At 56.9% G+C, this 17,759-nt stretch carries 20 protein-coding genes; 12 read left to right on the forward strand and 8 right to left on the reverse strand.

Annotated elements, in window-relative coordinates:
• Positions 1-50 precede the first annotated feature (50 nt).
• Positions 51-737: an SDR family oxidoreductase gene (locus tag RHM59_RS13225; RefSeq protein WP_322167530.1), complete on the forward strand. Its 687-nt coding sequence runs from the start codon at positions 51-53 to the stop codon at positions 735-737.
• Positions 738-776: 39 nt separating this feature from the next.
• Here the strand turns inward: RHM59_RS13225 and RHM59_RS13230 are convergent, their stop codons facing one another.
• Positions 777-1,865: a calcium:proton antiporter gene (locus RHM59_RS13230; protein ID WP_322167529.1), complete on the reverse strand. Its 1,089-nt coding sequence runs from the start codon at positions 1,863-1,865 to the stop codon at positions 777-779.
• 213 nt (positions 1,866-2,078) lie between these two features.
• On the opposite strand from RHM59_RS13230, the gene RHM59_RS13235 reads away from it, so the two are divergent.
• Entirely contained in the window at positions 2,079-3,032 is a 954-nt protein-coding gene (locus RHM59_RS13235; protein ID WP_322167528.1) for an adenosine deaminase, read from the forward strand.
• Positions 3,033-3,083: 51 nt separating this feature from the next.
• Here the strand turns inward: RHM59_RS13235 and RHM59_RS13240 are convergent, their stop codons facing one another.
• Positions 3,084-3,782, reverse strand: a complete 699-nt coding sequence (locus tag RHM59_RS13240; RefSeq protein WP_322167527.1) for a helix-turn-helix transcriptional regulator — start codon at positions 3,780-3,782, stop codon at positions 3,084-3,086.
• A gap of 608 nt (positions 3,783-4,390) precedes the next feature.
• The gene (locus tag RHM59_RS13245; protein ID WP_322167526.1) at positions 4,391-5,308 is read right to left on the reverse strand and encodes a LysR family transcriptional regulator; all 918 of its coding nucleotides are present in this window, start codon (positions 5,306-5,308) and stop codon (positions 4,391-4,393) included.
• 129 nt (positions 5,309-5,437) lie between these two features.
• Here RHM59_RS13245 and RHM59_RS13250 point away from each other — a divergent pair, with 129 nt between their 5' ends.
• The 3 genes from RHM59_RS13250 (at position 5,438) to RHM59_RS13260 (ending at position 7,100) form a co-directional block, all read left to right on the forward strand.
• Positions 5,438-5,731 carry a putative quinol monooxygenase gene (locus RHM59_RS13250; protein WP_322167525.1) on the forward strand — a complete coding sequence of 98 codons (294 nt, stop codon included), beginning with the start codon at positions 5,438-5,440 and terminating at the stop codon, positions 5,729-5,731.
• 48 nt (positions 5,732-5,779) lie between these two features.
• Positions 5,780-6,793: a zinc-binding alcohol dehydrogenase family protein gene (locus RHM59_RS13255; RefSeq protein WP_322167524.1), complete on the forward strand. Its 1,014-nt coding sequence runs from the start codon at positions 5,780-5,782 to the stop codon at positions 6,791-6,793.
• 124 nt (positions 6,794-6,917) lie between these two features.
• On the forward strand, positions 6,918-7,100 hold the full coding sequence (locus tag RHM59_RS13260) for a hypothetical protein (protein ID WP_322224257.1): 183 nt from the start codon (positions 6,918-6,920) through the stop codon (positions 7,098-7,100).
• Positions 7,101-7,126: 26 nt separating this feature from the next.
• Here the strand turns inward: RHM59_RS13260 and RHM59_RS13265 are convergent, their stop codons facing one another.
• Positions 7,127-8,332 (reverse strand): Bcr/CflA family multidrug efflux MFS transporter, encoded by a 1,206-nt coding sequence (locus RHM59_RS13265; RefSeq protein WP_322167522.1) that lies wholly within the window; start codon positions 8,330-8,332, stop codon positions 7,127-7,129.
• A 104-nt stretch (positions 8,333-8,436) separates the two neighbouring features.
• On the reverse strand, positions 8,437-8,640 hold the full coding sequence (locus RHM59_RS13270; RefSeq protein ID WP_322167521.1) for a heavy-metal-associated domain-containing protein: 204 nt from the start codon (positions 8,638-8,640) through the stop codon (positions 8,437-8,439).
• A gap of 145 nt (positions 8,641-8,785) precedes the next feature.
• Between RHM59_RS13270 and RHM59_RS13275 the strand changes: the two genes are divergently transcribed.
• Entirely contained in the window at positions 8,786-9,169 is a 384-nt protein-coding gene (locus tag RHM59_RS13275; protein WP_322167520.1) for a hypothetical protein, read from the forward strand.
• Between the two features lie 25 nt (positions 9,170-9,194).
• Positions 9,195-9,590, forward strand: a complete 396-nt coding sequence (gene cueR / locus RHM59_RS13280; protein ID WP_322167519.1) for a Cu(I)-responsive transcriptional regulator — start codon at positions 9,195-9,197, stop codon at positions 9,588-9,590.
• 134 nt (positions 9,591-9,724) lie between these two features.
• Here the strand turns inward: cueR and RHM59_RS13285 are convergent, their stop codons facing one another.
• Together RHM59_RS13285 and RHM59_RS13290 are read right to left on the reverse strand one after the other, a co-directional pair.
• Positions 9,725-10,618 carry a PA4780 family RIO1-like protein kinase gene (locus RHM59_RS13285; RefSeq protein ID WP_322167518.1) on the reverse strand — a complete coding sequence of 298 codons (894 nt, stop codon included), beginning with the start codon at positions 10,616-10,618 and terminating at the stop codon, positions 9,725-9,727.
• A 186-nt stretch (positions 10,619-10,804) separates the two neighbouring features.
• Entirely contained in the window at positions 10,805-11,596 is a 792-nt protein-coding gene (locus RHM59_RS13290; protein ID WP_322167517.1) for a helix-turn-helix transcriptional regulator, read from the reverse strand.
• A gap of 100 nt (positions 11,597-11,696) precedes the next feature.
• On the opposite strand from RHM59_RS13290, the gene RHM59_RS13295 reads away from it, so the two are divergent.
• Entirely contained in the window at positions 11,697-12,722 is a 1,026-nt protein-coding gene (locus RHM59_RS13295; RefSeq protein ID WP_322224259.1) for a bile acid:sodium symporter family protein, read from the forward strand.
• A 57-nt stretch (positions 12,723-12,779) separates the two neighbouring features.
• Here RHM59_RS13295 and RHM59_RS13300 read toward each other — a convergent pair whose 3' ends face one another.
• Positions 12,780-14,057: an acetyl-CoA C-acetyltransferase gene (locus tag RHM59_RS13300; protein ID WP_322167515.1), complete on the reverse strand. Its 1,278-nt coding sequence runs from the start codon at positions 14,055-14,057 to the stop codon at positions 12,780-12,782.
• A 129-nt stretch (positions 14,058-14,186) separates the two neighbouring features.
• Here RHM59_RS13300 and RHM59_RS13305 point away from each other — a divergent pair, with 129 nt between their 5' ends.
• The 4 genes from RHM59_RS13305 to RHM59_RS13320 all read left to right on the forward strand — a co-directional run bounded on the left by RHM59_RS13305 (position 14,187) and on the right by RHM59_RS13320 (position 17,722).
• Positions 14,187-15,545, forward strand: coding sequence for a 3-oxoacyl-ACP reductase (locus RHM59_RS13305; RefSeq protein WP_322224261.1), 1,359 nt, complete (start codon positions 14,187-14,189; stop codon positions 15,543-15,545).
• A 40-nt stretch (positions 15,546-15,585) separates the two neighbouring features.
• A complete protein-coding gene (locus RHM59_RS13310; RefSeq protein WP_322167513.1) occupies positions 15,586-16,443 on the forward strand; it encodes a MaoC family dehydratase in 858 nt (285 codons plus the stop codon).
• 227 nt (positions 16,444-16,670) lie between these two features.
• Complete coding sequence (locus RHM59_RS13315; RefSeq protein WP_322167512.1) at positions 16,671-16,976, forward strand: nucleotide pyrophosphohydrolase; 306 nt, start codon at positions 16,671-16,673, stop codon at positions 16,974-16,976.
• Positions 16,973-17,722: a methyltransferase domain-containing protein gene (locus RHM59_RS13320; protein ID WP_322224263.1), complete on the forward strand. Its 750-nt coding sequence runs from the start codon at positions 16,973-16,975 to the stop codon at positions 17,720-17,722. The genes RHM59_RS13315 and RHM59_RS13320 overlap by 4 nt, the downstream gene beginning before the upstream one ends.
• Positions 17,723-17,759 lie beyond the last annotated feature (37 nt).

A 17,759-nucleotide genomic window follows, 5' to 3' on the forward strand; every position in this document is an offset into this window, starting at 1 on the left:
CGTTGTCCACTGACTCCAGACCCTCACGCATCGAAACAAGGAGTTCATCTATGCCCGTTAACAAAACCGCATTAATCATTGGCGCTTCCCGAGGTTTAGGCCTTGGCTTGGTTCAGCGCCTGTCCGAACAAGGTTGGCAGGTGACTGCCACGGTGCGGGATCTGCATAAACCCGGTGGTCCGCAAACCATTCCAGAAGTATCGGTCGAGACGCTGGACATCAATGACCTCCACTCCGTGGACGCCTTTACTGCGAAGCTTAAGGGCCAAGTCTTCGATCTGTTGTTTGTCAATGCAGGCGTCAGCGGGCCTAGACCCCAAAGCGCTGCGCAAGCGACCGCGCAAGAGTTGGGTGATTTGTTCCTGACCAACGCGACAGCGCCCGTCCGGTTGGCTGGACGGATGATTCAACAAATTCGCCCGGACACCGGCGTGTTGGCATTCATGAGCTCGGTGCTTGGCAGCGTTATGTGCCCGCAAGGCAATGACATGGCGCTCTACAAAGCCAGCAAAGCGGCGTTGAACTCAATCACCAACAGTTTCGTTACCGAACTTCCAGAACCACGGCCGACGGTACTCTCCATGCATCCGGGCTGGGTGAAAACCGACATGGGTGGCGAAGGCGCCGACATCGACGTGCACACCAGTACCGAAGGAATAGTGACGCAGATAAATGCGTATGCGGGCAAAGGTGGGCATCACTTCATCAACTACAAGGGAGAACCCATCCCCTGGTAGGCCAAACGCGCTATTGGCGGAAGGCGCCGCAACGGCGCCTCAAACCCCTAGCAGCGACAGCATGATGAAGGTCGCGAACAATACAAAATGGGTCATGCCTTCGATGGCGTTGGTTTCGCCATCGTTCAGGTTGATCGCACTTACCAGCAAGGTGATGAACACCATGACCGTTTGCACCGGCGTCATCGCCATCTGGAACGGCTGACCGCTATAAAGCGCCATCGCCTCCATGACCGGGACGGTCAGGATCACCGTCGACAACGACGCGCCCAACGCAATATTGACCACCGATTGCATGCGGTTAGCCAAGGCTGCGCGTAACGCGGTCAGTATTTCCGGCGCGGCAGAAATCGCTGCTACCAAAATGGCCGTCATCACCGGAGGTGCGCCCGTCCCTTCCAAACCGAGGTCTACCGTTTTCGACATCACTTCCGCCAGCGCACCAATCACCACAACGCCGAACACCAAGGTGCCGACAGAGCGGCTCAAGTTGATCGGCGGTTCGTCTTCAGTGGGTTGGTTTCTACGTTTCTTCTGGGGATAGCTGTAGCTGAAAAAGTAACTGTGCGGTCCCACCTGCATCCGCAAAAACAGCGCGTACAACACCACCATCGCGCCAATGGTAAACGCCGAATAAATTTTCCAGTCACCTTCTGGAATAAATTCTGGCACCACCATGGAGACGCCCATCGCGGTGAGAATCATCACGCTGTAGGTGCGCGCCGAATCGTCGTTATACGACTGCTCGCCGTGCTTGAGCCCCCCCATCAAGGCGGCTAGGCCGAGAATGCCGTTGATATCGAGCATCACCGCGGAATAAATCGTGTCACGAACCAGCGTCGGCGACGGCTCGTTGCTCATCATGATCGCTAGGATCACCACTTCAACTAACACCGCCGCCAACGTCAAAATCATCGTGCCGTAGGGATCACCCACTTTATGGGCCAGTAACTCAGCATGATGGGCCACACGCATAGAGGCGCAGACGATTGCGACAATTAACGCGATCCCGCCGGCCAGCGCTATGCCCTGACCATGACTCAGCAACCAATGCTCAAAGGGGAATGCAACAAAAGCAGCAAGAATTGCCAACAGCAGAAACTTCTCGTCTTTCAAATAGGTCAGCATTGGTGCCCTTGGCGTGAAAGTGTCGAGCAAGAGGAAGGTGAAGTGCAGCGCAGTGCAGTGCACTGCAGACTGCTGGCAGTCACTCAATGTTTCTTTGCTAACGGTAGCAGTAATGATCGGAGGCTGAACATTTTAACCGGCTGGTCAGGTTTTGCTCCCCAATGGAGCATCCGCTGTAGAATGCCACCATCTGCTCTTGATGAGAAAACGCACATGTACGATTGGCTGAACGCGCTGCCCAAGGCAGAACTGCACTTACACCTTGAAGGCTCATTGGAGCCCGAGCTGCTCTTCGCCTTGGCTGATCGCAATAAAATAGCCTTGCCATGGGCGGATGTCGAAACCCTACGCAAGGCGTATGCCTTCAACAACTTGCAGGAATTTCTCGATCTGTATTATCGCGGGGCCGACGTACTGCGCACCGAGCAGGATTTCTACGACCTGACTTGGGCCTATCTGCAACGGTGTAAAGCGCAAAATGTCATTCATACCGAACCTTTTTTTGATCCCCAGACCCACACCGACCGAGGCGTGGCGTTCGAGGTAGTGGTCAATGGCATCGCCAGTGCGTTAAAGGACGGCCAGGAAAAGCTCGGCATCAGCAGTGGTTTGATTCTTAGCTTCCTGCGCCACTTGAGCGAAGAAGAGGCCGAAAAAACCTTGGATCAAGCGCTGCCATTTCGCGATGCCTTCGTCGCCGTTGGGCTCGACAGCTCCGAGATGGGCCATCCGCCGAGCAAGTTCCAGCGAGTATTCGATCGCGCGCGCGGCGAAGGCTTTTTAACGGTTGCTCATGCAGGCGAAGAAGGGCCACCTGAATACATCTGGCAAGCGCTGGACCTGTTGAAAATCGAACGCATTGACCACGGCGTACGCGCTATCGAAGACGAGCGGCTGATGCAACGGATCATCGATGAACAGATTCCACTAACGGTATGCCCGCTGTCCAACACCAAACTCTGCGTGTTTGACGACATGGCTAAGCACAACATTCTCGACATGCTAGAGCGTGGCGTAAAAGTCACCGTCAACTCGGATGACCCAGCCTACTTCGGGGGTTATGTGACGGAAAATTTCCATGCGCTGTACACCCACCTCGGCATGACGCAGGACCAAGCCAAGCGCTTGGCGCAAAACAGCCTGGATGCTCGATTGGTCAAACCGTGATAGGCCGTTGATGTGTTCCCGTGGAAAAGGGAACACATCAACGAGGCAGCATCAGGCAGCGGACGCTATTTTGCTGATTTCACGTTGCCCGCTGGACGAGACCTGCAAGGCGGTGGATTCGTCCGTGGTGCGTAGCCAACCTAACTGAATAAACAATTGCAGCAAGCCCGCACCCAAGGCGCCGCCTAAGTGCGGCGTACGTTCGCTCCAATCCGGACATGCGCACACGGTCTGTCGCTTCCTGTGCGCCAGGGCGGGGACATAAATCCCGCGCTCGGCAAACTGCGCAACCCCCTTACTGGTGACTTCGATACGTTGTTCCTGCTGCTCGATCCACCCGGCCCCCAAGAGGCGTTGATAAAGCTCAGCGGCTAACTCGCCACCTAAATGATCGGCACAGATCCGGGCGCGACGCAGCGGCAAAGGCGTGGACAGGACAGGTTGCGAGACACTTTTGCTCACGCGATCAATGCTGACCAATGAAGCGCTGGCCAATGCCTCGACCGCAGCACCGATCTCGGGTCCAGCCAGCCTGAAGAATCGCTTTCGGCCTCGGGCCTCCTGCTTCAATAAACCACCGGTAGCCAAGCGTGCCAAATGGGCGCCGGCCGAGGACGTGGATAGACCCGCCAGCAGGGCCAGTTCATCCGCCGCACGGGCGGTCCCATCCATCAACGCCCAAATCATTGCACTGCGTTTTGGGTCAGCCAACAACGTGGCAATCTGGCTAATGCAAGGTGCATATTCCATGTATTCACTCCCTGTTGAAACATTCATCTATCGCACTGACATAGTGAACAGCAAATTGGATCCAGCCAAGACGCTAAGCAGCCAAAATGAGGGCTGTATTACACCGAAGTCGCGAAAACGTCATGTGTAAATCTATATGACGCAACATTGAGCCTCTGGCGCCGCCTACCTCCACATCAATCTAGCCTGCCGTAATCTGTCCTACAGGTACGTCCTGCTTGATAGCAGACGGACTCGGCCGAGCGCGTCAAGTATAAGCCCAGCGCTCTTTTACGAAATGGTGATTAAACTCGCGATCCGCTCGACGCTGACACCCTATAGCCAAAGTCGGTCATTATCACGTCCAAAAAAAAACATCTTACGAACAGACCATCTGCCTTGAAAGCGCTGCTGGCCGGACACTTAAGGGCTGCACGACAAAACTTACTCGATTGCCCTAAGGGAATTGCCTACAAAAGAAACACACAAAACACGCAAGAAAATACGACGACTTAACGGAACCTTTTGCACTTGCCCCTATGATCTATGGTTTTTAGTAATTCAATACTTTGCATATGACGTCAGACCTTTCCTTACAGTAAGTAGGACTTCGAAACTTATGCGTGATGTTATTGGATAGTGGGACATAGCGGCGCTAATGCCGAGCAGCGTAATTTGAGCATTTCGCGCAGAAGATTGACCGGCTTACTCAATTGCAAACGATGGGCGCACAACAAGTTGAGTGGTGCTAATTCGCCTTGCAGCTCTGGCATTAACACTTTCAAGCGCCCGGCATGAACGTCAGCGGCGACATCCAGCCAGGATTTATACGCGACGCCGGCGCCCGCCACCGCCCACAACCGAACAACGTCGGCATCATCACTGAAACGATCCCCGTGCACCGTCAGGCTCATTTCCCGCTTGCCATCATGGAAGCGCCAATGGTCATGCACCCGATTGCCCAGCATAAACAGCAAGCAATTATGCTGCGCCAGCTGTTCCACGTGCTGCGGATGCCCCTGACGCGCCAGATAAGACGGGGCCGCACACAACACGCGGCGATTGTCAGGCGCTATGGGCAAAGCGACGAGGCTGGAGTCTTCCGGCTCGCCGTAACGCAAGGCGATGTCTACCGGCTGACGAAACAGATCGGCGATCCGGTCGCCCAATAGCAAGCGCAAGGTTAGCCGAGGATGTTCACGCTGAAATTCATCGAGCCAAGGTAGTAGAACGTTACGACCAAAATCAGAAGGTGCGGACAACTGCAAAACCCCACTCACCTGATCCTGGCTGCTGGCCAACAAGCGACGCCCTTCTTCCAAACTACTCAACGCCGCCCGCGCGTACTCCAGAAACCCTTCACCTTCGGCAGTGAGACGAAGGCTACGGGTCGAACGCGCCATTAACCGCGCGCCCAGTTGCTGCTCAATACGTTTAAGCGCCGCGCTGGCGACGGCTGCCGACATATCCATCACCCGCGCAGCCCCGGACAAACTGCCCAGATCAGCGGCACGTACAAACAATTGCAAATCATCAAAACGCAGCATAAGGCCCGAATTATCAATAAATTATTGAAAGAGACTGCCGTTTTAGCGGGTTTTATCTTTCGAGGAAATAGCCAATCATTTGCCCCATCACTTTCTTCAGCGGCCCAGCGCCCTTTTTAGGAATTCATCATGTCCCAACCGTTAACCGTCATCGCCACCCTCATCGCCAAAGCGGGTCATGAAGCAGACCTGGAAAAATGCCTGCGCGGGATCCTCGAACCGACTCGCGCCGAAGCAGGTTGCCTGGGCTACGACTTGCACCAGGACTTGGAACACAGCGCGTCTTTTTACATGATCGAGCGCTGGAACGACGATGCGGCCCTCCAAACCCACTCCGCCAGTGCGCATATCCAGGCTTTCAGGGCAGAAGTCGGCGAGCACCTCGAACACTTCATTCTCAAGCGTGTTCAGCATCTGGCCTGATGATTAGTTCTTTAGCATCCGCTCACTTTCCATTTTTCTGGAGCCCCCATGAAAGCCATCGCTTATTACCATTGCCTGCCCATAACCGACCCCGCGTCACTGCAGGACATCGAGTTGCAAGCCCCCGTTGCCGGGCCACGAGAGCTGCTTGTTGAAGTCAAAGCCATCTCGGTCAACCCAGTCGATACCAAAGTTCGTCAAAATGCGTCGCCGGAAAACGGCGCGGCTAAAGTCTTGGGGTGGGACGTTGCGGGCATCGTCAAAGCGGTGGGCACGGAGGTCACACTGTTTCAACCGGGTGATAACGTGTTCTACGCCGGTTCGATTGCTCGCGCCGGAGCCAACAGTGAACTGCACGTGGTCGATGAGCGCATTGTCGGGCACATGCCAAAATCCCTGAGCTTCGCCCACGCGGCCGCCCTGCCACTGACCGCCATCACCGCGTGGGAACTCCTTTTCGAGCGCCTGCAAATAGCCGAAGGCCAGGCAGACAAGGGGCAAAGCCTGATGATTGTCGGCGCTGCGGGGGGGGTCGGTTCGATACTCACTCAACTGGCCCGCCAATTGACTGGCCTGAATGTCATCGGCACCGCTTCTCGTCCTGAGACCCACGCGTGGGTCCGGGAGCTGGGTGCCCACCATGTGCTTGATCACAGCAAGCCTCTGAACGAAGAGTTGACCCGCGCCGGGCTGCCTCAGGTGACTCATGTTGCCAGCCTGACCCACACCGATAAGCACTTGGGTCAACTGGTCGACGCCTTGGCGCCGCAGGGTCGTCTGGCGTTGATCGACGACCCCAAGTCCCTCGACGTTGGCCTGCTCAAACGCAAGAGCATCTCCCTGCACTGGGAGTTCATGTACACGCGATCATTGTTCGAAACTGCCGACATGATCGAGCAACACAAACTGCTCAATCGCGTTGCAGAATTGGTCGACGCCGGTATCCTGAAAACCACGTTCGGTGAGCACTTCGGTACTATCAATGCGGCGAATTTACGTCGTGCTCATGCGCTGCTGGAAAGCGGCAAAGCCAAAGGCAAGATCGTGCTTGAAGGCTTCTGACCCTTCGTGACGGCGTACTGTTTATACGAACAGCGCCGTCAGTCCGACGCTTGATCGGGATCAATACGTTATTCAAAACCCGGATTACACTTGCTTGCGTTTGCCAACCGTCGAGGAAGTCAGCATGAAAGTCCTGGTGAGTGAATCAACAAGATCCCAAGAAGGAAACCGATGGCAGGTCCGTCTGGACCAACATGTCGTTAGCTTCCGCAGCGAAGCCCAAGCCCGCGCATTTGTCAGCACGCTTGAGTCTCGTCTTCAAGCCCCGCACACATTTCCCAGCGTACGGCAACAAGCAGCGGGCTAGTTAAGCCCGCTATACCGTCGACCCCTTCAAGCCCTCGCTATTTCTGTCGCTGATGCATCCCGGTTTCGTTGCAGGCGGTGGGTCAACAGCGCCGCAGTAACAGCCAATATTCCGCACAAACTGATCACCATCGCCATCGGCATGGCCGTACCGTCGTGCAGGACACCGACCAATGCCGAAGCGCCGGCGGCGACGCTAAACTGCAAGCACCCGAGCAGCGCCGACGCGCTGCCTGCTCGTTTCCATTGCCCATTCATCGCACACGCCGAGGCATTGGGGATGATGCAACCGAGGCTGGCGATGCAGATGAACAACGGAATAAGTAACGGCCAGAGGGATTGGGTGTGCAACGCTGCCACGCCGAGCAAAACCAAAGCTGCGGTGACATAGACCCACACCGCACGCGCCAGCAAAAACGCCGGGCCACGCCGGCTAAGGATCCGAGCGTTGACCTGCGCCGTTAAAATGAAACCTGCGGCATTGGAGCCAAACAGCCAGCCGTAATGTTCCGGTGGTACGCCATACAGCTTGATGAAGACGAACGGCGAACCGGAAACGTAGGCAAACATGCCCGCCATGGCGATACCACCGGTTAGGGCATGACCGATGAAAATCTTGTCGCCCAGCAACCGACGGTATTGCTTGAGCGCGCCGGCCAAGGGATGCCGAGGATGTTCGGCAGGCATGCTCTCGGGCAAACCTCGAAAAACCGCCAGCCAGCACAAGGCACTAAAACCGCTCAGCACCAGGAAGATCGAGTGCCAACCGTACAGGTTGACCAGCAGACCGCCGAGCATTGGCGCGAGTATCGGCGCCAAGCCCATGACCAACATCAACTGGGAAAACACTTTCGCCGATTCAATCGGGTTGCATTTGTCGCTGACAATGGCCCGAGACAAGACCATCCCCGCACATCCGCCCAGCGCCTGAATAAAACGCGCGGCAATCAGCCATTCAAGGCTCGGCGCAAACGAACAGGCCAATGAGGCTAAGGTGAAAAGCCCGACGCCAACTAACAGCGGAACCCGGCGACCAAAGCGGTCTGCAACCGGACCATAGGCCAACTGACCAATGGACAAGCCTAAAAAGTAGGCCGCCAAGGTCATTTGCACGTGTTTTTCGTCGGTCCCAAACCCTAAGGCAATGGCCGGAAAACCAGGCAGGTAAAAATCGATGGCCAATGGACCGAAAGCGCTCAACGCGCCAAGTATCAATATTATTCTGAGGTTCATCGGGTTTCCAAGACTGTGTCCAGCGCAGCTGACTAGTCTAACCGTCCTAAAACCTCAGAGCGTCCTGAACGCCAAATTATTCAAATCTTTTCACAGGTCAGCGGTTAGACGGCTTGGGGAGTCACCACATACCCTTCACCGCTGATCAAACCTATCAGCGCGTCAGCGGCAAGTGTGCTCTCCACTTGCACCAGCCCTGTGGCGAGATCCACTTTGACGTCGGCAGCGGGATCGTCGCGATGAACGGCTTGAGTGATTGCCCGCACGCAGTGGCCGCAGGTCATACCTTGAACATTGAATCGTTGCATAACGCTACTCCTCAGTAAGATGATGGGCATCTTCAACCTTCCTGTGATGGCAAGGTCAAGCGTCTGTTTTATCTGCCAGGCTGGTATTCATCGCGCCGCTCGGCCAAGCTGCGTCATCACCGTATTTCACGCAGGAGTATCAGCGATGCGCTGGTCAGTATTGAGTCTTTTCAGCACTCTCGGCCTTATGGCTACAGCACCTTGGGCTCAAGCCGAATCGCAGGACTACAGCGTACTGATCATCTCCCGTGAGCGACTGGAAGTGGCCACGTCGTGCGAGATTGGCATTTACATCCAAGACCAATTGGTCGGTCGCCTGTTTCAGGAAGAGTCGACCTCGTTCAACCTGGCACCCGGAAAAACCGACGTGCGTCTGCGCCTGTTGCCGGGCCAGGTATCCGGTTGCGAGCCGGGCATGACCGTCCCACGGCTCACCGTTATTCAGCTGCACGCCGGCGACATCGTTAAATACCGAATAGCTAACGGCCCAAGCGGCATGTACCTGATGCCTGCCTCGCTGGGATATTGAGTCAGTCATTGAACCGGGGGATCCGATGAACATCGGTCAAGCGGCGAAAAACAGTGGCCTGAGTGCCAAAATGATTCGTTATTACGAGTCCACCGGGTTGCTCAAGGCCGCGCATCGTACTGACAGCGGCTATCGCTTGTATGGGCCAGATGATCTGCACACGCTGGCCTTTATCAAGCGCTCGCGAGACTTGGGGTTTTCACTGGAAGAAGTCTCAAGGTTGCTGACGCTCTGGCAAGACAAAGGCAGGGCCAGCGGTGACGTGAAGAGCTTGGCACGTAAACACATCAGCGATCTGAATCAGAAGATCACAGAAATGGCCAGCCTGCGCGATACCCTGCAAGAGCTGGTCGAGCACTGCCACGGCGACCACCGCCCCGATTGCCCAATCCTCAAGGACCTTGCGTCGGGTGGCTGTTGAGCCTGTAGCCAACTGGTTGGCGAGGCGGTTTACGTGGTTAGACATATAACCCTCTCGCCAACAAGTTGGCTCCTACAGAAAGTCGAATATTTTCCATAAAAAAACCGGCCTGAGCCGGATTTTTCATTAGCCCATCACTGCATCCAGGGTGGAGGCGGCTCTTCGGCTTTGTTGGGCGGAGCCTCATCGGCAGCGCGACCGGCTTGACGACGGTCTTCGTCCATACGTGCGGCTTCGATTTCTCGCAGGATTCCGCCAACATCGGCTTCTTCTTCCGGTTCGTCGAATTCGCCCGTCAGCACCGTTGCCGGTGACAACGTGCCCGCTTCGTAGAACGACCACATTTCTTTCGCGTACTTTGTGAGCCTCAACTCCGGCGCAAAACGCCCGAAGTAAGACGCCATGTTGCCAACATCCCGCTCCAGCATGCTGAACGCGTGGTTGTTGCCTGCCGCGTCGACCGCTTGTGGCAGATCGATGATCACTGGCCCGTCCGGGGTCAACAACACGTTGAACTCAGACAAGTCGCCATGCACCAAACCGGTACACAGCATCAGCACAATCTGACTGATCAGAAACGCGTGATATTCACGCGCCTGATCCGGCTCAAGGGTGACATCGTTCAAACGCGGTGCCGCATCGCCAAACTCATCGGCGACCAGTTCCATTAGCAACACGCCTTCCAAGAAGTCGTATGGCTTGGGCACCCGCACGCCAGCGGCGGCCAAACGAAACAATGCTGCCACTTCGGCATTCTGCCAGGCGTCCTCGGTCTCTTTGCGACCGAACTTGGAGCCCTTGGCCATCGCTCGGGCCTGACGGCTGTTGCGAACCTTGCGACCCTCCTGATATTCCGCGGCCTGCCGGAAACTACGTTTATTCGCCTCCTTGTAAACCTTGGCACACCGCAGCTCTTCGCCACAGCGCACCACATAAACAGCTGCCTCTTTACCACTCATGAGTGGGCGCAGCACCTCGTCGACCAGACCGTCCTCGATCAGGGGTTCAATGCGTTTTGGAGTCTTCATCAGCTTTTTTTGTGGGTCCTTCGTGGCCAAATACGCAATGGTTGCTCGTTATACGGCAATCCTCGCACAGCGAGTAGTAGATGCCGACCTTTGACCTTCACGGATGTGTGTAAGGCTTCAATTTTTTAGCAGCTTTTATGCCGAGCAGCGCATAGCCAACCATCAACCGGCAGGGCTGCGCAAGTCTCAGTTTTTGAACAGCTCCCCCGGCGTGAAGCCAAACAGGCTTTTGAAGGCGGCAATAAACGCCGAAGTCGAATCATAACCGCAGGATAACGCGGTGTTTGTAACGCTCTCGCCCCCCTCCAGCGCACTCAGCGACGACAGCAATCGTGCACGCTGGCGCCAACCCCGAAAACTCAAACCGGTCTCGCGCTGAAACAAACGCATCAAGGTTTTTTCCGACATGCCCAAGCGCTCGGCCCAGCGCTGCAAGGTGATGACCTGGCTGGGGTCCGCGATCAATTCGTTGCACAACCCGAGTAATCGCGGGTGGCTCGGTAACGGCAGAGAGAACTCGACCTCCGGCAATTCGGCCAATTGATCAAGCAGCACTTTAACCAGGCGCTCCTCACGGCTGTCACCTTGGGGATAACGTGACGGCAGCAGACAAAACGACTTGATCAGCTCGCGGGCCAGCGAGGTAACTTCCAACACCCGGCAACGCTGCGGTGCCCATGTACAGTCTTCTTGACGCACGTACAGGCTGCGCATTTCGGCGCACGTCGAGGTCACGACATCATGCTCAAGCCCTGCGGGAATCCAGACGCCCCACTGCGGCGGCGCGAAAAAACTGCCTTCGGCGGTGTGCACGCCCAATACGCCGCTGATCGCGTACGCAAACTGTACCCAGTCGTGACGATGCGGCGGGGTCCATGATCCTGCCCCCAAACTTTCAACACGGGCATACAGCGGGCGCGGCAATGTCTCCAGCACCGGAATCTGGCGTTCAGCCCCACGTTGTCCGTTAGTCGGCATCGATTGGCCTTGTGTCGCAAGACGGCTATAAAGCACCTACGTTAACCTGCCGACATGATTTTTTACAAAAACTCTTTTTAGAATCCAGGTCGGGCCCTTTATGCACATATTCATGCACCTCAAGCGCGTTGTGACGGACTGGTTTCTCTGCGGAATGCTGCTCGCCACGCTGCTGGCTTATTTTTTCCCCGGCTTTGGCAGCGCTGGCGGCGCAATGCATTCCGAATACGTGATCAACGTCGGCGTGTTTCTGGTGTTTTTCCTGCACGGCGTAAACCTGTCCAGTGAACAAATCAGCCACGGGCTGAAGAACTGGAAGCTGCACGTCATGGTGCAGGGCTTCACCTTCGTGGTGTTTCCATTGGTCTGGCTGGCGTGCAGCAAACTGTTCGGCTCGCACCTGCCCGCGTTGCTGATGCTGGGTTTCTTTTACCTGTGCGCCCTGCCCTCGACCATTTCTTCGTCCGTCGCGTTGACCGGTAGCGCGAGCGGTAATGTCCCGGCGGCGATTCTCAATGCCAGCATGTCCAGCGTGTTCGGAATTTTCATGACTCCGTGGCTGGTAAGTCTGGTGGTGGGTTCCGGCGCGGGCGGGATCGACCTTGGGGCAACCTTGCTCGACCTCTGCGCCATGTTGTTATTGCCGTTGATACTGGGGCAATTGGTACGGCCGTTTTTTGGCAAGTTTTTCACCCGACACAAGCGCTACACCAACATTGTCGACAAGGTCGTGATCCTGTTGCTCGTGTATTCGGCGTTCTGCAACTCCATGGTCTCGGGCATGTGGCAGAAGCAAGGCAGTTCGGTGATTCTCAGTGCGTTCATTGGCAGCGCGCTGCTGCTGGCGGTCATTCTGTTCATGACCACCCGCACCGCCCGCGCACTCAAGTTCAACCATGCGGATGAAGTGGCAGCGGTGTTTTGTGCGAGCAAAAAGTCATTGGCCGCAGGGGCGCCGATGGCCGCGCTGATCTTCGGCGCCAACCCGGGGCTTGGGCTGATCCTATTGCCAATCATGATTTATCACCCGATGCAGTTGATCGTCTGCTCGATCATGGCCGAGCGCTACGCGACCCGGCACCGCTTGCTGAAGGTGCAGGAAAGTGAAGCGGTGCTGGTTAGATAAGCCCCACGGCGTATCCGGGCCCATCGCAGGCAAGCGCAGTCCTACAATCGAAAAAGCCTAACGCTCAATAATCGCCGTAACCCCTTGCCCGCCTGCCGCGCAGATGGAGATCAAGCCGCGACCCTGCCCGGCGACGTTCAGCAATTTCGCTAGGTTGGCGACGATCCGCGCTCCGGTGGCAGCAAAGGGATGGCCCGCCGCCAACGAACTGCCTTTAACGTTGAGCTTGCTACGATCTATCGACCCCAGCGCGCCGTCCAGGCCCAAGCGGGTTTTGCAGTAATCCTCATTTTCCCAAGCTTTCAATGTGCACAACACCTGCGCGGCGAACGCTTCATGAATTTCGTAATAGTCAAAATCCTGCAATCGAAGGTTGTTTCGTGCCAGCAGGCGCGGCACTGCGTACACCGGGGCCATCAACAATCCCTCGGCGCCGTTGACGAAATCCACCGCCGCCGCTTCGCCGTCACGTAGATACGCCAACACCGGCAGCCCGCGTTTTTTAGCCCACTCCTCACTGGCCAGCAGCACCAGCGAAGCGCCGTCGGTCAGCGGCGTCGAGTTTCCCGCTGTTAGCGTGCCTTTAGCGCCGCGCTCAAACACCGGCCTTAAACTGGCGAGCTTGGCCAACGTCAAGTCTGGCCGCAGGTTCTGATCTCGGGTCAACCCCAAGTACGGCGTCAGCAGGTCGTCCTGCCAGCCGTCGGCATAGGCGGCGGCCATCTTCATATGGCTTTCCAGCGCCAGCGCGTCTTGCGCATCTCGAGCGATGTTCCAGGTTTGCGCCATCAGCTCGCAATGCTGACCCATGGACAACCCCGTACGCGGTTCGCCATTGCGCGGCAGTTCAGGTTTGAGGTTGTGCGGACGTAATTGCAGTAACACTTTGAATTTGTCGGCGCCGGTTTTACTGCGATTTAACTGCAACAAGATGTGCCGCAGGTCTTCGTTCACCCCGATCGGCGCATCTGAGGTAGTGTCTACGCCGCCCGCTATCCCACAGTCGATCTGTCCCAACGCAATCTTGTTCGCCACCAGCAACGCCGCTTCCAGCCCCGTGCCGCAAGCCTGCTGCACGTCATACGCGGGGGTTTGCGGCGACAGTCGCGAGCCCAGCACACACTCGCGGGTCAGATTGAAATCTCGCGAATGCTTGAGCACCGCACCGGCTGCCACTTCCCCCATGCGCACACCGTGCAGATTGAACCGTTCAATCAAGCCTTCCAATGCAGCGGTCAGCATGTCCTGATTACTCGCGGTGGCATACGCGCCATTGGAACGGGCGAACGGGATGCGATTGCCGCCAACAATAGCGACGCGACGTGGCAGATTCATAAAAGCTTCCTTGTTGTTGAGCGCTTTTTATCGAGCCGAAGGTAGAGCACAGCGTAGGTCGGATTGCAGCGAACGCCGTCAGGCTCAGGTGGTCAATTGTTTTGAACCCCGACTCAAGGAGAGTGTTCCATGTCGTCCGACCGCTACATTGACTTCGCCAACTCTGACATCGGCCGCCGCCTGATTGGCGCAGTGGGCCTGCCAACCCCGGCGCGTCTGGAACGCTGGCAAGCCGGGCGTCTGCGTCCGATCGAGGGCACGTTGTTGATCAGCGCCGGGCCCCTGGCCGATCACGTGAGGATTTTTGCCCAGCGCTTGACCGACTCGCTGTACAGCTTCGGCAGCGATCAACCGGGCGCCACCGCGTGGGTCGCCGAGCAGGGGCCGAAACTCAAGGCCGTGCTGTTCGACGCTTGCACCCTAACCCACACCGACCAGCTCAAACAGCTGCGTGAATTCTTTCAGCCGATCTTGAAAAGTTTCGATCACAGCGCCCATGTGGTGATCCTCGGCCGCGCACCGGACACCCTGAACGAAGACCCCTTGGCGGCCAGCACCCAGCAGGCCATCGAAGGTTTCAGCCGTTCCTTGGCCAAAGAAATGCGCGACGGCGGCACGGTGCAGCTGCTGCAGGTCGACGAAGGCGCGGAAAATCAACTGGAAGGCGCGTTGCGGTTTTTCCTTTCACCCAAAAGCGCTTTCATTTCGGGCCAAGTCATCCGCCTGAGCCCGTGCGCCACGCAGGTGCAGGATTGGAGCCGACCGCTTTCCGGCAAACGCGCGCTGATCACCGGCGCGGCACGCGGTATTGGTGCGTCAATTGCCGAAACGTTGGCTCGGGATGGTGCCGACGTCGTGTTGCTGGACGTTCCCCAGGCCAAAGCCGACCTCGAAGCACTAGCCGCACGCCTGGGTGGGCAAAGTGTAATTTTGGATATTTGCGCAGAAAGCGCCGCATTGGAGTTGACCGAAGCGCTGCCGAACGGCGTCGACATCGTGGTTCACAACGCGGGCATCACCCGGGATAAAACCCTGGCCAACATGACCGCCGAATTCTGGGACTCCGTGTTGGCGGTGAACCTCAATGCTCCGCAGGTTTTGACTCAAACCCTGCTCGACAGCGGCGCATTACGTGATAACGGTCGGATCATCCTGATGGCTTCAATCAACGGCATCGCAGGTAATCGCGGGCAAACCAACTACGCCGCGAGTAAAGCCGGGCTGATCGGCATGGCCAAAGCCTGGGCGCCTTTATTACAACAGCGCGGCATCAGCATCAATGCCGTCGCGCCGGGCTTCATAGAAACCAAGATGACGGCAGACATGCCGTTTGCCCTGCGTGAAGCGGGCCGGCGCATGAGTTCCCTTGGCCAAGGTGGCTTGCCGCAAGACGTCGCCGAAGCCGTAGCGTGGCTCAGCCAACCGGGAACCGGCGCTGTGAGCGGTCAGGTAATACGAGTGTGTGGCCAGAGCATCGTTGGGGCCTGATGTTTGGCTGTTCGATTTTAGAATAAGAAGGAGACGACCTATGGCTTCCCAATGGAGCTACCTCAACGCACCACCTGCCTTGCCAGGGTTGTTTGTGCATGCTGCTCTTCGACGTAGAGTTACGGGAACGGTGTTGCCCGACGAAGGCCTGCGCTGCTGGGTGTCCGTCAACCGCCAGCAGGTAGAAGCCTACCGCAAAGTCTGTGGGTTTTCGGACAGCAGCTTGATGCCACCGACCTATCCCCATGTGCTGGCCTTTTCCCTGCAAATGCAGCTGATGACCGCCAAAAATTTTCCGTTCCCGTTGTTGGGCCTGATCCACCTGCGCAACAGCATCAGCGTTCATCGACCTTTGGGCGGTATTGGCCAAGTGCGGGTGAGCGTTCACGTAGGCAACCTGCAATCCCATGCCAAAGGCGCAACGTTCAGCTTGATCACCCAAGTCGAAGACGCACTCGGGCCGCTCTGGGATGAAGACAGCACCATGCTTTGCCGTGGGGTTCAGTTGCCCGGCGAGCCATTGAACGACTTCGAACCCTCCCCATTGCCGCTCAGCGAAGTGACCCGCTGGCAGGCGCCTGCGGACATTGGTCGGCATTACGCAAAAGTATCCGGCGACTACAACCCGATCCACCTGAGTGCAACCAGCGCCAAAATGTTCGGTTTCCCCACCGCCATCGCCCACGGCCTTTGGCTAAAAGCACGAACCCTCGCGGCCCTGGACAATCACCTTCCCGCGTCGAATCTTCACATCAGCGTAGAGTTTCAAAAGCCGGTGCGACTGCCCACTGAAGTTACGTTGTCAGCCAGCGCGGCGGGCTCAAGCGGGCAATTTAGAGTGACCGGTGCAAACCCCGAACTGGTGCACATGATCGGCAGCTGGCAGCCATTGGTTTAGCTTGTATTCGGTCCCACCGGAATCGCACGCCCCTGTAGAGCCAACTTGTTGGCGAAGGGCTAAACGCGGTATGCCTGTTCAATCGCCAGCAAGACGGCTCCTACAGACCGCGGATCGTCTGTCCATCCCAGGCAAGGGCGCGCCTAACATTGATAGGTGTATTTTCAACAAGTTATGCGTTGAGTTTGAGGCACTGCGTTTAAGCTACACGCCTTCAGGAGAGACCGATGAACCTCGACGAACTTACTCAACGCCTGCACCGCATCCGTGACCAGAATGACTGGCGGCAATTCCACAGCCCGAAAAACCTGGCGATGGCGGCCAGTGTGGAAATGGCTGAGCTGGTGGAAATCTTCCAATGGCTCAGCGAGGACCAATCGCGGCAGTTGCCACCCGACAAGCTGGAACATGCCGGTCAGGAAGTGGGCGACATCGTGATGTACCTGCTGATGATGTGCAGTGAGTTGGGGTTGGACATGGAGCAAGTGGTGCGCAGCAAGCTGGCCGATAACGAACGGCGGTTTAGCAAATGAGCGACCGCCACTTCGATCTGCTCGCGACGCGTTTCGCCGAAAAAATCTATGGCGGGGCCAAAGGCGCAATCCGTCTGGCGGTACTGCAAGCCGACCTGTTGGAAGTGCTGCCAGATAGGCCATTACGGGTGTTGGACATCGGTGCCGGGCTCGGCCATATGTCGTTGTGGCTGGCAGAGCGCGGGCATGACGTGACGCTGGCAGAACCGGCGCTGCCGATGCTCGACGGCGCTCTTCAACGCTTTGCCGACGCCGGCCAGACTGCGACCTTTATTCAGGCGCCGTGGCAGGAACTGCTCGGCCAGCTCCACGAACCGTATGACCTGGTGCTGTGTCACGCGGTGCTGGAATGGTTGGCCGAGCCCCATGCGATCTTACCGGTGCTGCATCAATTGACCAAAGCCGATGGCTGGCTGTCGCTGGCGTTTTATAACCGCGACGCCTTGATCTACCGCAATCTGCTCAAGGGCCACTTCCGCAAGATGCGCAATAATGACATGGCCGGAGAGAAGCAAAGCCTGACCCCGCAGCAACCCCTAGACCCGCGAGAATTGTCAGCGCAACTTGAAGGAACGTGGCGAGTCGAAGCTCAAAGTGGCGTAAGGGTTTTCCACGATTACATGCCAGTCGAGTTTCAGGCCAAGGTCGAACTTGCGGCATTGTTGGAAATGGAACTGGCCCATCGTCGTCACCCAAGCTTTGCCGGCCTGGGCCGTTATCTGCACTGGTTATGCCGGCCACTGTAAGTTGTTCATCGCTATACGGTTTATTGCGGAGACCATC

Origin of the sequence: Pseudomonas sp. MH10 (assembly GCF_034353045.1) — a bacterium.
Classification (GTDB): Bacteria; Pseudomonadota; Gammaproteobacteria; order Pseudomonadales; family Pseudomonadaceae; genus Aquipseudomonas.

What these genes read in the sequence shown, in the direction of transcription:
- RHM59_RS13320 (WP_322224263.1), top strand. Translation starts at nt 16,973, where the DNA reads ATGAGCGACCGCCACTTCGATCTGCTCGCGACGCGTTTCGCCGAAAAA.
- RHM59_RS13290 (WP_322167517.1), bottom strand. Translation starts at nt 11,596, where the DNA reads ATGCCGACTAACGGACAACGTGGGGCTGAACGCCAGATTCCGGTGCTG.
- RHM59_RS13270 (WP_322167521.1), bottom strand. Translation starts at nt 8,640, where the DNA reads ATGCAACGATTCAATGTTCAAGGTATGACCTGCGGCCACTGCGTGCGG.
- RHM59_RS13315 (WP_322167512.1), top strand. Translation starts at nt 16,671, where the DNA reads ATGAACCTCGACGAACTTACTCAACGCCTGCACCGCATCCGTGACCAG.
- RHM59_RS13275 (WP_322167520.1), top strand. Translation starts at nt 8,786, where the DNA reads ATGCGCTGGTCAGTATTGAGTCTTTTCAGCACTCTCGGCCTTATGGCT.
- RHM59_RS13245 (WP_322167526.1), bottom strand. Translation starts at nt 5,308, where the DNA reads ATGCTGCGTTTTGATGATTTGCAATTGTTTGTACGTGCCGCTGATCTG.
- RHM59_RS13260 (WP_322224257.1), top strand. Translation starts at nt 6,918, where the DNA reads ATGAAAGTCCTGGTGAGTGAATCAACAAGATCCCAAGAAGGAAACCGA.
- RHM59_RS13225 (WP_322167530.1), top strand. Translation starts at nt 51, where the DNA reads ATGCCCGTTAACAAAACCGCATTAATCATTGGCGCTTCCCGAGGTTTA.
- RHM59_RS13310 (WP_322167513.1), top strand. Translation starts at nt 15,586, where the DNA reads ATGGCTTCCCAATGGAGCTACCTCAACGCACCACCTGCCTTGCCAGGG.
- RHM59_RS13265 (WP_322167522.1), bottom strand. Translation starts at nt 8,332, where the DNA reads ATGAACCTCAGAATAATATTGATACTTGGCGCGTTGAGCGCTTTCGGT.
- RHM59_RS13285 (WP_322167518.1), bottom strand. Translation starts at nt 10,618, where the DNA reads ATGAAGACTCCAAAACGCATTGAACCCCTGATCGAGGACGGTCTGGTC.
- RHM59_RS13250 (WP_322167525.1), top strand. Translation starts at nt 5,438, where the DNA reads ATGTCCCAACCGTTAACCGTCATCGCCACCCTCATCGCCAAAGCGGGT.
- RHM59_RS13295 (WP_322224259.1), top strand. Translation starts at nt 11,697, where the DNA reads ATGCACATATTCATGCACCTCAAGCGCGTTGTGACGGACTGGTTTCTC.
- RHM59_RS13240 (WP_322167527.1), bottom strand. Translation starts at nt 3,782, where the DNA reads ATGGAATATGCACCTTGCATTAGCCAGATTGCCACGTTGTTGGCTGAC.
- RHM59_RS13305 (WP_322224261.1), top strand. Translation starts at nt 14,187, where the DNA reads ATGTCGTCCGACCGCTACATTGACTTCGCCAACTCTGACATCGGCCGC.
- RHM59_RS13255 (WP_322167524.1), top strand. Translation starts at nt 5,780, where the DNA reads ATGAAAGCCATCGCTTATTACCATTGCCTGCCCATAACCGACCCCGCG.
- RHM59_RS13235 (WP_322167528.1), top strand. Translation starts at nt 2,079, where the DNA reads ATGTACGATTGGCTGAACGCGCTGCCCAAGGCAGAACTGCACTTACAC.
- cueR (WP_322167519.1), top strand. Translation starts at nt 9,195, where the DNA reads ATGAACATCGGTCAAGCGGCGAAAAACAGTGGCCTGAGTGCCAAAATG.
- RHM59_RS13300 (WP_322167515.1), bottom strand. Translation starts at nt 14,057, where the DNA reads ATGAATCTGCCACGTCGCGTCGCTATTGTTGGCGGCAATCGCATCCCG.
- RHM59_RS13230 (WP_322167529.1), bottom strand. Translation starts at nt 1,865, where the DNA reads ATGCTGACCTATTTGAAAGACGAGAAGTTTCTGCTGTTGGCAATTCTT.